The 14,584-nt window shown below is 42.9% G+C and carries 15 protein-coding genes; 2 read left to right on the top strand and 13 right to left on the bottom strand.

What is annotated here, in order from left to right; all coding sequences use genetic code 11:
- Positions 1 to 20: 20 nt before the first annotated feature.
- The 5 genes from R50345_RS15330 to R50345_RS30830 form a co-directional block, all read right to left on the bottom strand.
- Positions 21 to 890 carry a carbohydrate ABC transporter permease gene (locus R50345_RS15330; protein WP_042127914.1) on the bottom strand — a complete coding sequence of 290 codons (870 nt, stop codon included), beginning with the start codon at positions 888 to 890 and terminating at the stop codon, positions 21 to 23.
- A gap of 13 nt (positions 891 to 903) precedes the next feature.
- Entirely contained in the window at positions 904 to 1,851 is a 948-nt protein-coding gene (locus R50345_RS15325) for an ABC transporter permease (protein WP_042127912.1), read from the bottom strand.
- Positions 1,852 to 2,198: 347 nt separating this feature from the next.
- Positions 2,199 to 2,348, bottom strand: coding sequence for a hypothetical protein (locus R50345_RS31335; protein WP_156114805.1), 150 nt, complete (start codon positions 2,346 to 2,348; stop codon positions 2,199 to 2,201).
- An 18-nt stretch (positions 2,349 to 2,366) separates the two neighbouring features.
- The gene (locus R50345_RS15320; protein WP_042127910.1) at positions 2,367 to 2,948 is read right to left on the bottom strand and encodes a TetR/AcrR family transcriptional regulator; all 582 of its coding nucleotides are present in this window, start codon (positions 2,946 to 2,948) and stop codon (positions 2,367 to 2,369) included.
- 92 nt (positions 2,949 to 3,040) lie between these two features.
- On the bottom strand, positions 3,041 to 3,208 hold the full coding sequence (locus R50345_RS30830) for a hypothetical protein (RefSeq protein WP_231573767.1): 168 nt from the start codon (positions 3,206 to 3,208) through the stop codon (positions 3,041 to 3,043).
- Positions 3,209 to 3,352: 144 nt separating this feature from the next.
- On the opposite strand from R50345_RS30830, the gene R50345_RS15315 reads away from it, so the two are divergent.
- On the top strand, positions 3,353 to 4,375 hold the full coding sequence (locus tag R50345_RS15315) for an MBL fold metallo-hydrolase (protein ID WP_042127908.1): 1,023 nt from the start codon (positions 3,353 to 3,355) through the stop codon (positions 4,373 to 4,375).
- 117 nt (positions 4,376 to 4,492) lie between these two features.
- Here R50345_RS15315 and R50345_RS15310 read toward each other — a convergent pair whose 3' ends face one another.
- The 3 genes from R50345_RS15310 to R50345_RS31330 form a co-directional block, all read right to left on the bottom strand.
- Entirely contained in the window at positions 4,493 to 5,317 is an 825-nt protein-coding gene (locus R50345_RS15310; RefSeq protein WP_042127906.1) for a hypothetical protein, read from the bottom strand.
- Positions 5,318 to 5,402: 85 nt separating this feature from the next.
- Positions 5,403 to 5,996: an RNA polymerase sigma factor gene (locus R50345_RS15305; RefSeq protein WP_042127905.1), complete on the bottom strand. Its 594-nt coding sequence runs from the start codon at positions 5,994 to 5,996 to the stop codon at positions 5,403 to 5,405.
- A 62-nt stretch (positions 5,997 to 6,058) separates the two neighbouring features.
- Positions 6,059 to 6,226 (bottom strand): hypothetical protein, encoded by a 168-nt coding sequence (locus R50345_RS31330; protein ID WP_156114804.1) that lies wholly within the window; start codon positions 6,224 to 6,226, stop codon positions 6,059 to 6,061.
- Between the two features lie 323 nt (positions 6,227 to 6,549).
- On the opposite strand from R50345_RS31330, the gene R50345_RS15300 reads away from it, so the two are divergent.
- Positions 6,550 to 7,077: a DUF1036 domain-containing protein gene (locus R50345_RS15300; RefSeq protein WP_042127903.1), complete on the top strand. Its 528-nt coding sequence runs from the start codon at positions 6,550 to 6,552 to the stop codon at positions 7,075 to 7,077.
- A 69-nt stretch (positions 7,078 to 7,146) separates the two neighbouring features.
- Here the strand turns inward: R50345_RS15300 and cydC are convergent, their stop codons facing one another.
- The 5 genes from cydC to R50345_RS15275 all read right to left on the bottom strand — a co-directional run bounded on the left by cydC (position 7,147) and on the right by R50345_RS15275 (position 14,565).
- Positions 7,147 to 8,874: a thiol reductant ABC exporter subunit CydC gene (gene cydC, locus R50345_RS15295; RefSeq protein ID WP_042127900.1), complete on the bottom strand. Its 1,728-nt coding sequence runs from the start codon at positions 8,872 to 8,874 to the stop codon at positions 7,147 to 7,149.
- Positions 8,871 to 10,703 carry a thiol reductant ABC exporter subunit CydD gene (gene cydD, locus R50345_RS15290; RefSeq protein WP_042127898.1) on the bottom strand — a complete coding sequence of 611 codons (1,833 nt, stop codon included), beginning with the start codon at positions 10,701 to 10,703 and terminating at the stop codon, positions 8,871 to 8,873. The genes cydC and cydD overlap by 4 nt, the downstream gene beginning before the upstream one ends.
- 68 nt (positions 10,704 to 10,771) lie before the next feature.
- Positions 10,772 to 11,788: a cytochrome d ubiquinol oxidase subunit II gene (locus R50345_RS15285; RefSeq protein ID WP_042127896.1), complete on the bottom strand. Its 1,017-nt coding sequence runs from the start codon at positions 11,786 to 11,788 to the stop codon at positions 10,772 to 10,774.
- A complete protein-coding gene (locus tag R50345_RS15280) occupies positions 11,785 to 13,149 on the bottom strand; it encodes a cytochrome ubiquinol oxidase subunit I (RefSeq protein ID WP_042127894.1) in 1,365 nt (454 codons plus the stop codon). Before R50345_RS15280 ends, R50345_RS15285 begins: the two co-directional genes overlap by 4 nt.
- Positions 13,150 to 13,713: 564 nt before the next feature.
- Positions 13,714 to 14,565, bottom strand: a complete 852-nt coding sequence (locus tag R50345_RS15275; RefSeq protein ID WP_042127892.1) for a GNAT family N-acetyltransferase — start codon at positions 14,563 to 14,565, stop codon at positions 13,714 to 13,716.
- Positions 14,566 to 14,584: the final 19 nt, after the last annotated feature.

Genomic DNA, 14,584 nt, shown 5'->3' with positions numbered 1-14,584 from the left:
ACTTAGGTTGGAATGTCTTGTTAACCTTTAACCGATCCCAAGAGTACACCTTTGGTAAAATGCTTTTGCATAAATGGGTAAACAATCAAAATCGGAACAGTAGTCACGACAACTGCTGCCATTTGTATAGCGAACGTACTAACAGCTCCGGTATTGGCAAGCGAATCAGCACTTTGTGTTGCGACGTTAAGCAGGATGTTGCGCAAGATCACTTGAAGCGGCATTAAGTTGGAATCATTGATATAAACAATAGCATCGAAATAACTATTCCAATGCCCGACTGCGTAAAATAAGGAAATTGTGGAAAGGACGGGCAAGGACAGGGGTAAAATGATCCGCCATAACGACTGAAGCTCACTTGCACCGTCTACCCTCGCTGATTCCTCGATTTCAGAAGGCAATTGCTCGAAAAAGCCTTTAATGATCACCAGATTAAATGCACTAATGAGATTTGGAATAATCAATACCCACGGACTGTTTAGCAATCCCAGTGAGCGGACTAGTAAATAAGTCGGAATTAATCCTCCCCCAAACATCATGGTAAAGACAATGAATAGTAAAAATGGGCTTCGACCCGGCAAATATTTTTTGGATAACGGATATGCCGCTATTACCGTAAAGAACACATTGAGAGCAGTGCCTACTATCGTTCGAAACAATGTAATTTTATACGCTTGCCCGATACCATGAGAAATGAATACTTCTTTGTAGGCAAGAAAGGTAAAGGATTCTGGTATAATAACAATTCCTCTTCTTAACACTTCCGATTCTGGCGTCACTGAAACAGCAACCACATATAGAAAGGGTAGTAAGCAAAGTAGAGCTAGCAAAATAAGAATAAAATAAACGACTGCTTGCCAGACCTTTTCTCCGATTGTCAAATTAATCATATTGATAACCACCTCACCAAATTTGCCCATCGAATTTTTTGGCGAGCTTATTCGCTGCCAACACTAAAACAAATCCGATGACCGCTTTAAACAATCCCACAGCAGTAGCCAAGCCAATCTTAAGTCGCTCGAGCCCTTCACGGTATACCCATGTGTCGATAATGTCGATCTTCTCCTGATTAAAGCTGTTGGCAAACATGAATATTTGGTCAAAACCTGCATCCAGAATATGGCTTAATTTAAGGATCAGCATCAAAATCATCACGCCTCGAATGCCGGGAAGTGTTACATGCCATAGCTGTCTCCATTTGGAAGCGCCATCAATTCTAGCCGCTTCATATAAGCTTGGATCGATTCCTGCTAATGCTGCAAGGTACAATATTGCTCCCCATCCAATATCCTTCCATATTTCAGATAAGATGATCAGCAGTCTGCCCCAGGCAGGTTCCGTTAGGAATGAGATTGGTTCAACTCCGGTTTCCTTCAAAATCATGTTAAAAAGACCATCGCCTGGGGCTAATAATGCCACCATCATTCCATAAACAATGACCCATGATAGAAAGTGGGGTAAATAAGTGATCGTTTGTACGATTTTCTTAAACCATTGGGTATAAACTTCATTAAGCAGCAAAGCAAGTATGATAGGAGCTGAGAACCCGAACAATAGCTTATACAGCGATATGATTATCGTATTTCTCATGATGTCCCAGAAATAAACGCCGTTCATAAAATCTGTAAAATTTCTAAATCCCACCCACGGACTATCCCATAGTCCCAATGTTAGGTTATAGTTTTTAAAAGCAATAATGATTCCCGCCATAGGAATGTATTTGAAAACGGCAAAGTAAAGTAATGCCGGGAACAAGAGAGCGTACATCACTTTATACTTTTTTATCGTTCTTATCCATGAATTTCGCTTTTTGGTGAGGGGAATGGCGTCCGCTGCCAATTTAGCTTGCATATCATCACCTCGTCTTTATTTATATTTGTATAATAGCATCCCACTACCCGGATAAATTTCTGTGATTTCAAGAATTTCTTATAAGATTTTAAGTAAGTGCAGCCTTGGATAATTCCAATCTAATAGGCATGATTGTCTTGATTTAAAGCTGTACAATAACTCTGACTCGAAAGTTTGAGTATAGACCAAATACAATCCTGAGGTCCCAAACAAAAAAAGCCCTAGAAAAAATAGGGCTTAATTTAATGAGTCATGTTTTTATAATGCATCCACGTATTTTATTTTCCATTACTAAAAACTACATCCATGAGCAAAAAAGGCATCCTCCAGCGTGGAAGGATTACCTTTTACTTCTCCAATGTTCCATCTGCAACGTTTGTTCCATGCTTAATATGCATCACATCATCAACCGTCGCTGCATGCTCTTCCATTTGATGAATGGATTGTAACACCGTGTTTCCAGACTCAGTCTGTTCACGTAAGTTTAGACTTCTCAATATAAAAATTAATAATGCTTATGGCTGAGCTGAAATTCCTTTAACAAACAATGAGACACTATGGTTGTAGAACTCTTCCTCGGTGACAAATTGGGATTGATATTGCCGGTGAATCAGCTCGCTCATCTGAAATCCGTAGCACATCGAGAGAAAAGACATTGCGACAAGACGCTCATCCTGTTTGGCGATAACTTTTTTCTTCTGCAAGCGTTCAAAATATTCAACCAGCAAGGAGTGAAGCTTCGCCGGCGGATCGGCGAGAACTCTGTCTAATTCGGGAAGCATTCCTTTGTCGCGGATGCCAATCAAAATGATGTCCGCATTTTTATGAAAAAACAAACGGTACTGCTGACTTATATTCAACAGATCGACTTCCGGATTATCGGTCGTGTCCTCTTTTAACAGCTTCTCAAATTGCGGAATATCCGAATGTCTTTCAATGATGGCTTCCAATATGCCTTGCTTACTTCCAAATTGCCGGAAAATCGTAGATTCATTGACTTTAGCTTCCGTTGCAATGGCTTTGGTGCTAACTCCCCGATAGCCATTCTTTTTGATGAGCCGTGTCGCGGCTTCAATGATTCTGTCTGAAGTTTGCATTGTATTTCTCCTTTTGCATATGTTAACCCTATTCTACTACAAGTTCTGCAGATGAAGCAGAGTCGGAGTTTATCATTTTGATAAACGTTTATTTAAGATAAATCGCTTCTTTTTTCCCAGCGGCTTGGTTCCGTAATCTTGACATGATCAGGCACCAATTGCGTGAGCGTGCCTAATTTATCAAATGTAATCTGGATTCGGTCAGAGGGCAACAGCCATTGTTCGGTCTCGATTGCGCAGCAATTCGGTACCGTCCCCATTCCTATAATCGTGCCCTTTTACTATCATATCGCAAACAATAAATGCAAGCAAGTACTCGCTTGCATTTATTGTTTTCATTCTCTATAATAATGACTTAGTCAGTATGCCTTATCCTAAAAACATATACATAAAGGAGAATTTTTATGAAGTATGGACGTATTATCCAAAAACCTCGCGTTAAATTTTTTGAAGTCGCAGATGGCGTATTTGCTGGTATTTCGCCGTATCGCGGGATCAGTTGGGCCAATGCCGGGTTCATCAACAAGGGTGAAGGGCTGGTGTATGACACGTTCTTCGATTTGTTCCATGCCCGGGAAATGAGAGAGGCTTTTATGGAAGTAAGCAACGGCCGCTCTCCCGCATATGTGGTGAACTCGCACTATAACAGCGACCATGCCTGGGGAAACAAAGTGTTTGAAGATGCTTGCATTATTATGCACAAGGAAGCCTCCAGAGAGCGTCTCAATGAAAATATCACCTGGATGGACAGCGTCATCAGAAGAGGAAAGGATTCTACAGAATCGACTCCAGGCGAGCGGTTTTTTGCAGCGGAATTTGAAGGATTTGACCTGGAAGGCGTAGAATGGGTGCTCCCGAATATTGAGATAAAGGACGATATCAACATCCGTCTTGACGATACGGAAGTTATGATTTACAACGTAGCTCCAGCCCACTCTGACAGTGACTTGCTGTTATGGATGCCAAAAGAAAAAGTGCTGTTCGCTGGCGATGTCGTGTTTAACGGTTGTACGGCATACAGCGAAGAGGGAACCCTCAATTGGGTTAAAGTGCTTGATCGCATTATTGATGAAATTAAACCCGAAATCGTTGTTCCAGGACATGGCGCCATTTGTGGCCTAGAATTCGTGAAGGAGCAGAGAGACTACCTCCTGAACCTGATCAGCGAGTTCAACAAGCATTACAATGACGAAATTGATTCCTTGTCCCTGACCAAGCAAATTGATATTTCCCGCTTCCTTCATTGGATTCAGCCAGAACGCTTGTATGTTACAGTGGATATCCTATTGAAAAGTAAACGTGGGTTACCACCCCTTCCAGTTTGGAACGAGGTGCCTGCTAAGCTGGAAGACATGAAAGATTTTTTGGCTGTGAAATATAGCAATCAGATCAAGCCATGGGACCCTATGAGAGTTTGGCAAGAATAGCAATTTACAGCTAACTATGAAAAACAAAAAAACGGCCCTGTCGCAAACGATGCGAACAGCGGCCGTTCTTTTGAATTGTTCCACGGAATTAAAATCGGTGCTTTGAAACGATAATTATTATTCCAAATAGCCTTCGGCAAGTTTCATTAGGGTTTCTTTGCTTACTTTATTTATGTCTCCACGTAAAGTATAGGCGTATTTCACCTTTTTGTCTGGACTCTCGTATACCCATTTCAGCTCGTGCGTCTGCGAAGGAGTAAATTCTGTATGCAGCATTTCTACTCCCTTCACTTGAACCTTCTCCTGCTTAAATTCAACGTTCTCGTCAATATACATTGTAGAATCGCTCTTTCCGCTCAGATTAGTGATATCAACCCCGATTTTATCTTCGCCGTTTTGATACGTAGCAAAGAGAAGGAAAAACTGATCTGTCATTTCAACCGGCATCATGGCATATCCCTGATTGGATTCTTCCGCCTGCTTTCTCAGCTTTTCTGCCATTTTCTTTTTTTCTTCCGAAGAAGGAGGATTCACTTCCTGAGCATTTTTAAAGATTACGTCCGCCTTTTGGAATGTATAATTTCCATTGACTTTGTCTGCGATCTTAATGGATTTATCCGTAATCTTTTCGCGTAATTGAGAAAGATCTTGGAAGACAGTCACCTTCGTTCCAAGAATTGTTTCATGATTCGGGTTATTGGCAACCATATAGAACAGCCCAGCCTCCCCGTACTTTAGCACCTTATCCTTAAGCTCATAAAATGCCCTGAACCGCGCTGTCTCATCTTTCGATTCTGTTTTTACGTAATCTTTGGTCGATTTAGTTTCATATACGACTTTGCCATCTTTATTCTTCAAAGAATGATATTGAACTGCCGCATAACCTGTGGAAGCCATTAACATCATCCCTACACACGCAGTCAATGCAACTTTATATTTCATAAAAAACCTCTCCTTTTCTTGTGGCTTAGCATGTAATATTCTCATTACTTTTCCTGACAAGTCGGCGTCGGGAATGCGCGGGTCATCAAACAGTTTTTTCAAATCCCGATCCCTGTCCATATTCATACACTCCCACTCCCTTCACTTGAGCATAATACTTTCGAAATTTTGCAGATGCACGTTCGTATTTTTTACGAAGGCTGGCACTGTTTTTGCCCAGAATCAATCCGATCTCCTGGTAGCTTTTATCCTCGACACAACGTAAGATTAACAAATTACGCTCTTCAGCTGATAATTTTTCCATGGCTTGATGTACGAATTCATCAAAATAGTTGGCTTCAATATGCAAATCGACTTCATTATTTTCTTTCTCGTCCTGGTAAAAGAAAGGCAAATATTTCACCAACTTTCGCTTACGGATGATGTCGATACATTGATGGTAGGCAATCTTGTATACCCATGCGCCAAAATCCATCTGATATTGGGTATATTTTTTCAAGGTACGGAATGTCTTCAAAAATACCTCCTGTGCGTTTTCCTCGGCTTCGGCATAATTGCCCAGCATATGATAACAGTAGAGAAAAATCGGTTTTTGATAAACCTCCATGATTTTCTCGTATCTTTCTGTGTCCCCATCCAACACATCTGCAATGATCTGACTTAACTCCGTATCATTCAAGCTGTCTCCCCCCTTTCACTCTATACAACGAAGAGCTCGACCTAAAATGTGACAGCAATTGTTCATGGATTAAGCCCATAGTTACTTACTTTAAATATTTTTTCTTTTGTTGTAAGTGAAAATTCATAGGCAGTTATAGCCGCATCATAGATAAAGCCTGCGAGCCCCTGCACAGCATAAATGCGTTCATCATCTTCATAAACCTTAAGAATATCATGACTATGTATCATCACATTTTCTTCAGTAGATTCAAAGGAAAAACGGATTTTGGTGTTTACTTAGATCTTATATAAAAAAAGAAAGGTGCCCTAAACAGCCATGAAATGGCTTTCTGGACACCGCAAGAGAATTAATCAGTCTTTTGTTTTAGATATTCATCTAGGTACGTTTGGTGAAATGAAACTGTAATAAGTAGTGCTAGAACTTCATAAATCCAGATCGTAAGTTTACTCATGAGCAGCCCAATCGATTTGAAATTGTATTCTTGATGTCCATTTCCTTCTTCTATTAAACTGCATACTTTATTCTATTAACATGAAAGGAGCTGAATGCAATGGGACTTAGTTTTCGTAACAATACGAGTTTAACCGTATATGTTGCCTTCGCATATTACTCCTCTGCAAGCTGTAATCAGGGCTCTATCCCCTTAATACCTTGGCCCAGCTGGTATGAAGCGGTAGGTTGGTACACAATAAATCCAGGTCAAACGGTAGAGGTATTGAGTGGGGCAGTCAACAATCGAGAGATATATTACTATGCTGAATCTACAGATAGGAGTCTTGTATGGTCAGGTGTTAACTATCTTACTCTACCGCAAAATGCTTTCAAACTTTGTGGTGGCGCTGGTTACTGTGATGCTCCGCTTTGTAGAAGGCTAGGATTGAGAAAAATTAGTATTGGTAACTTCAGAAATTATACAGTTAATATTGTTTCTAGTAATATTCAAAGTCAATCTAAGTTTTTAAATGTCAACACGGCAGTTCCTGGTAAAAAGAAGAATGTTGGCCGGAGTACCTCTCCTATTAAAGGTCTTCGAGTTGTAGGGCCTGCTGCTGGCAGAAAATCTATCTCGAAACGTTAGGCAAAAAAATGCAGAAACCGTCTTGGACTTTCCTATTCAGTCCAAGACGGTTTCTCCTTTTTCAAATCATTACACTCCAACTTCTCCGATCATTTGCTGTTCAATTTTTTTCATCTCATAAAAATAACCTTTTTGTCTCATCAACTCCGAATAGGAACCCGTTTCGACTACCCTGCCTTGGTCCATGACCACAATCCGGTCCATCTCCTCCAAGCCGGTAAGCCGATGACAAATCAAGAGAAGCGTATCATCAGCCGCCTGTGCGTAGAGATGCTTAAAAACATGTTGCTCAGTCACATAATCAAGCGATGAAGTTGGTTCGTCCAGAAGCCATAACCGTCCTTTGCGGAGCATCGCTCGCGCCAGAGCCAGTCGCTGCTTCTCGCCGTCTGACAGATTCTCCCCTTTTTCATATACCCTATCGGTCAAAGATGTATCAGGCAGCTGCATTTTAGCCAGCACGTCTAACAATTGTTCGTCAGCATGTTCTTCTCCATTTAGCAGTAGGTTGTCCCGGATCGTTCCCCGGAAGAAATGACTTTGCTGAAACACCACATTAGCCGTTTTCCAAATGCTCGCCTCATCCAGTTCTTTTACCGAAATATCGTTTAAACGTATGTCTCCAGTCGTTGGTGTTCGCAGTTTGAGCAGCAATTCGATAATTGTTGATTTTCCTGACCCACTCGGCCCGACAATTGCAGTTTTGGAGCCAGGTAAAATGTGCAGAGACATATCGCTAAGTGCCGGTCTCCATTCCTCTTCATATTGAAACGTAACCCCGGATAATTCTATCCTAACAGCATCATTAACAGACAAAATGCCGCTTGGCTGCGAAGACTGCTCATCTATGGCCTGTACCGTTTCGGTCAGTCGTTTGGCTGCATGTTCGCTATCCTCTTTATAGGCGGGTAATATGGCCATAGCCGTCGCTTCTTCAAATACAGTTTGTGATGCCATGACCAACATGGCAAGAAATACGCCTGCAAGCGCTCCTTCCATAATCAAATAGGCACCGAGCGTCAGCACTCCCCAGGAAACGAGAAACGTAACAAAAGTGTGCATCGATTGCCCGCGCAGTAATTGCCCGGCTGCTCGTTGCTGTTCAGTTGCCAATACAGCGGAAGCATGCTGAAGCTGCTCCTCCCGCTGTGCCAATTGCCCGTATACTTTCAAATCTCGGAAACCGTACAACACTTCGGTAACTTCCGTGGACAGCTGCGCCCTCTGCTCACGAACGCGTCCATGTACTCTCCGCTGCCCGAGTAACACAATTCCTGGTACAACGAATGCCGTTATCAGCATACCTAGTACAAACAAAACGGCAATCCAGATCGAAAAGGTAGAAGTAAACAGCACCGTAGCCAAAAATACCATGACGACCATGATCGGAGGATAAGCAACTCGCAAAAAATAGTTTTGCAAACTTTCCACATCCCCAACGATCCGCGCAAGCAGATCCCCGCTTCGATTCTTGTTCAAAATACCAGGCGTTAAAGGAATAAGCTTGGCAAAAAAGGAAGTGCGTAAACGGCTAAGCATGGAAAATGTCGCCCGGTGAGAATACAAGCGTTCTCCATAACGGCTCGCCGCCCGAAGCAGACCCAGCAGTTTGACCATTGAGGTTAGTACAATCAAAGTATAAAGCGGTGGCGCAAATACCGTTTGTGAAATTACATACCCGCTCGCGGAAAAGAGTGCCACACCGGCTATGCCGGCAATAAATCCACACAAAATAGAAAGAATGATATCCTTGCGCTCCTGAATCATCGCTTTTGTCAGAACAGCCAGCTCATTCATGAGGATACTCCCCCTTTCCGCTGTACATCAACCATCTCGGCATACTGAGGCAGGCGCTCCATAAGCTCGTCATGCCGTCCAGAGTCCACTAACACTCCATTATCCATAAATAAAATCTTGTCGGCTTGTTGAATCGTATATAATCGGTGAGCCACCGTAATCATCGTAGCCGTTTTTGCCAGTTTGGCAATGGAGCGTTGCAGTACCCGTTCGGTGTGCAAATCCAGTCCAACTGTAGGTTCATCAAACAGAATGATGGCAGGCCGCTTCAAAAAAGCGCGTGCCAAGGCAAGCCGTTGCTTCTCCCCACCAGACAGACCCCTGCCTCCTTCACCAACAAAGGTATCAAATCCATGCTCCAATTGGGCTGTAAGCGCAGCGAGTCCTGCTTCCTCCCCCGCCCTCTCAATCTCTGCCTTGGAAATGCTCTCACGAGCACCAATCGCAATATTTTCAGAAAATGTACCAGCAAAAATATACGGATGCTGTGTAATGTAGCTAACATGTTCGAACCAAGCAGACTCATCGTATTGCGAGAGTGGGCTTCCATTCACCAGAACCGTTCCCGTTGCAGGTTTCAGCAAACCGGCGATGAGATGAAGCAAAGTCGTTTTGCCGGAACCGCTTTTACCTACAATCGCAATGTGTTCTCCCGGATTAAACTGGATCCGACCCGTCTTAAGCTCGAATGAATCTGGTGCATACTGAAACCTGAGATGGTCAATTTCCATGGATGGCGGAACTGAAAGATCATTGGTATGGGCAAGCTCCAATTTGCTTATCTTGTCGACCCTACTCATGTTGACGTTCTCGTCGATTCCCTGGAAGGTTAATGTTCCTTCATTGCCTTTCGCGTCCATGCTCTCCCCTGCCGTTTCTTCAAGCATCTGTTCCACCTTACGTACTGCCCCCATACTTGTTCGTCCACTGTGAAAGGCCGTTCCCGTATTCTTTAACAGGTTGTAAAACTCGGGAACGAGCAGCAAAACGAAAAAAGCGGTGTGGAACGTCATAGATTTGAAAACAAGCAATTGGATGGTCAGTTCGAGAGCTACAATGCCGATGCTTAGCATCACGATCGATTCCAGCATGAAGGTGTTCGTAAATGCAATCTTCAAAATACCCATTGTGGCATCACGGTAACTCAGACTACTGTGTTCAATTTTCTGTTGCTGACGGTGTGCCCGTCCAAATATTTTTAACGTCACCAGCCCTTGAAGAGAATCCAGAAACGTCCCCGAAAACTCAGCAAGTTGTGCATATTTTTCTTCAGATTTGTTCTTCGTTTTCAGACCCACTAAAATCATGAACAGCGGGACGAACGGAGCTGTAAACAATAGAATGAAACCTGTGTTAGCATGTTGGATAAAAGTAACGACCAAAATTAGAATCGGGATGATAGCAGCTTCCATCATCCGCGGCATGTACTGACTGAAATAACTATCAGCCTCATCCACAGCATCCAGAGCAATACTGACCTTCCCTCCGGTCTGTCCACGAAGGGTTGACGGCATGGAAGCGTGGGTCAAGTTTTTCAGCACAGCCGCTCGCATATTCGTCTTGGCAGTGGCAGCCATGTGCAAACCAACTTTACCGTTTGCATACGACAACAGTGTGCGTACAGCCATAACAGCCAGAAGTATGCCAAGCAACAGGATAACCGATGAAAATGAAGCTCTCTCCACAAAAATCCTTTGGACTGCTTCAGCAAGCAGCCCTGCCTGACTCACAATAGCTGTACCAAGCGCAAGCGAAATGACCGCGAGGAGGGTCATATTTTTCCTTTGTGAAGACATTTGCTGAGAAATCAGACTGGATTTCCTCTTCACAGATCACACCTCCTTTATATATAGGCTTGTAGAGAACCCTCAAACATGCCGTAATGGATTAATCAGCTTTATTTTTTCCCTTTTACATAATCCGCATCAAACAGGAAGAGTTTGAAGACCAGAATAAGGGATGGGATCAACAGGCATAGGCCGCCGATAAATACAACAACTAACGCTAAGCCCATTGCTGGTGAAGTTGCACTGCTCTGAATCGTGATATACGGATCAAGAATATAAGGGTATTGCCCAATCCCATACGCGAAAAAAGCACAGAAAAATTGCAACATGATGGATATGAAAGCTAATCCGTATCGGCGTCCGTTATATAACAGCCACATCGCGATCATGAAGAAAGCAACGGAAAGTGCCAGCAACCACCATAAATCCATCATATTTTGAAAATGCCGTTCATTGTGTTGGCCCAAATAGATAAATGCTGTCAGTGCGAGAATTATCGTCGGTGTGCTCCAAAACAGGGCGTAGTTCCGCATCAGCTTCAACGCGGAATGATCCTCTGCACGAGATGCGTAAAAAGTCAGAAATGAGCCGCTTATGAACAAAACGGACACGATTGCCAGTCCAACGATGCTCCACGATAACGGATTGGTAAACAGCGCCCAGTAATCCAGAGAAACTGACTCAGCCTGCTTCACAATAAAGCCGCCTTCAGACAAAGTTAGCGCCACTGACAACGAAGCCGGAATAAGCAGGCCTGTAGCTCCGTACAAAAAAAGATAGACTATGTTTTTCTTGGAACCATAATTTTCAAAAGCATAGAACGAACCGCGAATCGCAAGAAGAATAACTGCAATACTTCCCGGAACTAGCAGCGCGGAGCCATAATAATAGGCCGTGTCCGGAAAAAATCCGACGATGCCAATGTAGAAAAAGATAAAAAATACATTTGTGATCTCCCAAACGGGTGATAAATAACGGGATATCAGACGATTAATGAGATGATCCTGCTTAGTCAAACGAGCATAAAAGGCGAAGAATCCTGCACCAAAATCAATGGAAGCTATAATTAAATAGCCGTATAAGAACAGCCAGAGCACCGAGATGCCAATTATTTCGTAACTCATCATTCAGTGCCCCCCTTTTCCGTAGATGGATTAGGATGTTCCTTCATCCATTTCTCCATCTCAACTTCTGCCGGATTATTGTTGAACAAGCGTCTTAGCACGATTACACACATACTGCCGAGTACGATGTACAAGAGCAATAAGGCGAAGAATATAATTCTTACATTCGGTGAAGTCGTGGCAGCCTCCTCTACACGCATATATCCACGGATAATCCATGGCTGTCGCCCAACCTCAGCATAAAACCAACCTAGCTCTACAGCTAGAAAAGCGAGCGGTGCGATCAGTGCGATGATGCTAAGCATCCACTTGTTAAGCGCATTGCGCTTTTTCCAGAACACAAACAGGAAATATAGGACTGCTATCGCGAGCAGAGCAAATCCGATTCCGGCCATTAAATCAAACAGATAATGAACGAGAAGCGGTGGCCATTCATCCTTGGGGAATTCCTCCAGCCCCGTTACCTCAGCATTAAAGTCTCCAAAGGCCAGAAAGCTGAGCACCTTAGGCAGATGAAGAGCCCCTATAACTTCATGCTCTGCATTCAGCCATCCCATTAAAACCAAATCCACTCCGCTACCCGTTTCAAAATGCCACTCTGCCGCTGCAAGCTTCTCCGGCTGATGCTCGGCCAAAAACTTGGCGGACACATCTCCAGCTAACGTGTTCAGCAAGCCGAACAGTAAAACAACCGCCATCATGAGATTCAAGGATTTTTTGTGGTATGCGGATACCCCTTTTCTCAGCATCGCAAAGGCTGCAATACCGGCTAACAAGGCAGCTCCTGTCAAATAGGCCGAGCTTAATACATGGAACACCTTGGAGAACGTCGCCGTATTCAGCATCGCTTGCACTGGGTCAATCGCTGTGAATTGGCCTGCTTCCATGACAAAGCCTCCAGGCTGGTTCATGAATCCGTTCACCGTCGTAATAAAGACGGCAGACATGCCTGCCCCGGCGACAATAGGAATCGTCAGCAGCCAATGGATATACGGATTTTTGAACCGATCCCACGTATACAAATAAATGCCCAAGAAGATGGCTTCAAAAAAGAACGCAAACACTTCCATGAATAACGGAAGAGCGATAACATTCCCAGCCAGTTTCATAAAATTCGGCCACACCAGTGCCAGTTGTAGTGAAATCGCTGTACCGGTCACGACACCAACCGCTACAGAAATGACAAATCCGCGAGACCACCTCTTCGCCATAAGTGTATAATGGGGATCTTTCTTTCGGATCCCGATGAACTCTGCTATAGCGATCATTAGCGGTATACCGACGCCAATCGTCGCAAAAATAACGTGGAACCCGAGAGTCAAGCCTGTCACCAGCCTGCTCCATAGCACCGTATCAATTGCCATTCTTTACTGCTCCCTTCAAACTCTGTTCATTTTTAGTCATAAGTTGATGCTTATGATTAGGCCGGCTTACTCTTGGGCTGCATTCAATATCAGGTTTAGCCGGGCTCAGTGACATCGTTGCCTGTTCTTTTTAGTATGACGTTCCTCGTTCTTTGCTATGTAAAAAGAGAAAAATTTCACAAAGCAAGATTTGGCAAGCCTGATTTACCTGATACTGAGCAGTCAAAATAATAACGTGACCTAATGATTAAAATCATCTTATCTTAAAATGCAAGTAATTCAATCACAGAAAGCTCTTAAACCTTAAACGTTCAAGAAAGGGACAAATCTTTCTAACAACTCAGTGAATAACACAAAAATCACCCGAAGGAGCTATTGATTCATTAGTGTATATGTGATGTCACAAGTCTCCTCCTAATTCGATGTTAAAGAAAAACGATATTTCCTCATCCTAATCCGTAATATATCCCCCCTTTTTCAATATAAAAAACACTGACTCAAATCATCAGTGTTTTTGAATTAAATATCGTATTACTTACCAAAGGCATCGCTATATCATCTTCGTTATGACAAATCTTTCTCCATTTCGTATTGCTCAATATATATGTCGAGACCAACTCCTTGAAGGAAACGTATAGAATTTCTATCTCTTTTGTCTACATTATTGACGGTAATGGTTGGGTATCTCTTTCCGATCCAATGAAATAAGGAACGTCCAAATCCTCGGTTTCTTTTTTCTCGCAAAACACCGAACTGCAGAACTGCTCCGTTGGCCGATTTTATTACCGCGTATCCACAAATCTTATTCTCTTCCCTTATCGTGACCACATCGTATAAATGCGGGTTTCGTAAAATTGCATGAACAGATTGTTCCCAAGATGGTTCCAAATTCCAGTAAGAATGTACCGATGTCCAATCGAAATCTTCCACGCGAACCGAAGCAATGGAAGTGAAACTAAGATCGTCCGGAAGGGTTACATCAATCCGCCCCTTGAAACAAACCAATTCTCTATGAATTAGAAATCCTATGGCGGTATACGCTTTTATAGCTTTATCATTGGTTTGGATCACTTCAAGCAAGCATTTTTGAATATGATGTTTTTTTAGATTGGGAATAGCATGACGATAAATTTGTTCGACTAGCCGTCTCCCTCTATATAAAGGAACGACTCCTGTACCGGTATTAAATGCAGTTCTTTTGCCGTTATGTTCACCGATGCCATGCATAACAAATGCAACCTGCTTATCTTGATCATAAGCACCGAACGACAACTGATAATTCACTTCCGCACCTGCAAACTTATCAGCTAATTGCTCCGAAGAAACTTGAAATGGAATGACATAATCGGAGAAGGCTTCGTTAAAGCAAGTTGTAAACTCTTCTAATACAAGGTCCTCAACATTTTTGATCAACATGTAGTTTTCTCTCCTTTAC

This window comes from Paenibacillus sp. FSL R5-0345 (genome assembly GCF_000758585.1).
GTDB lineage: Bacteria > Bacillota > Bacilli > Paenibacillales > Paenibacillaceae > Paenibacillus_AQ.
Note: the sequence above shows the minus strand (reverse complement) of the source record. Positions and strands in the feature narration are given on the sequence as shown.

Bases quoted from the DNA above. Each gene is read 5' to 3' on its own strand.
- R50345_RS15275 (WP_042127892.1), bottom strand. From the start codon at position 14,565: ATGTTGATCAAAAATGTTGAGGACCTTGTATTAGAAGAGTTTACAACT.
- R50345_RS15320 (WP_042127910.1), bottom strand. From the start codon at position 2,948: ATGCAAACTTCAGACAGAATCATTGAAGCCGCGACACGGCTCATCAAA.
- R50345_RS15285 (WP_042127896.1), bottom strand. From the start codon at position 11,788: ATGATGAGTTACGAAATAATTGGCATCTCGGTGCTCTGGCTGTTCTTA.
- R50345_RS15310 (WP_042127906.1), bottom strand. From the start codon at position 5,317: ATGAAATATAAAGTTGCATTGACTGCGTGTGTAGGGATGATGTTAATG.
- R50345_RS15330 (WP_042127914.1), bottom strand. From the start codon at position 890: ATGATTAATTTGACAATCGGAGAAAAGGTCTGGCAAGCAGTCGTTTAT.
- R50345_RS30830 (WP_231573767.1), bottom strand. From the start codon at position 3,208: ATGGGGACGGTACCGAATTGCTGCGCAATCGAGACCGAACAATGGCTG.
- R50345_RS15315 (WP_042127908.1), top strand. From the start codon at position 3,353: ATGAAGTATGGACGTATTATCCAAAAACCTCGCGTTAAATTTTTTGAA.
- R50345_RS15280 (WP_042127894.1), bottom strand. From the start codon at position 13,149: ATGGCAATTGATACGGTGCTATGGAGCAGGCTGGTGACAGGCTTGACT.
- R50345_RS15300 (WP_042127903.1), top strand. From the start codon at position 6,550: ATGGGACTTAGTTTTCGTAACAATACGAGTTTAACCGTATATGTTGCC.
- cydC (WP_042127900.1), bottom strand. From the start codon at position 8,874: ATGAATGAGCTGGCTGTTCTGACAAAAGCGATGATTCAGGAGCGCAAG.
- R50345_RS31330 (WP_156114804.1), bottom strand. From the start codon at position 6,226: ATGATACATAGTCATGATATTCTTAAGGTTTATGAAGATGATGAACGC.
- R50345_RS15325 (WP_042127912.1), bottom strand. From the start codon at position 1,851: ATGCAAGCTAAATTGGCAGCGGACGCCATTCCCCTCACCAAAAAGCGA.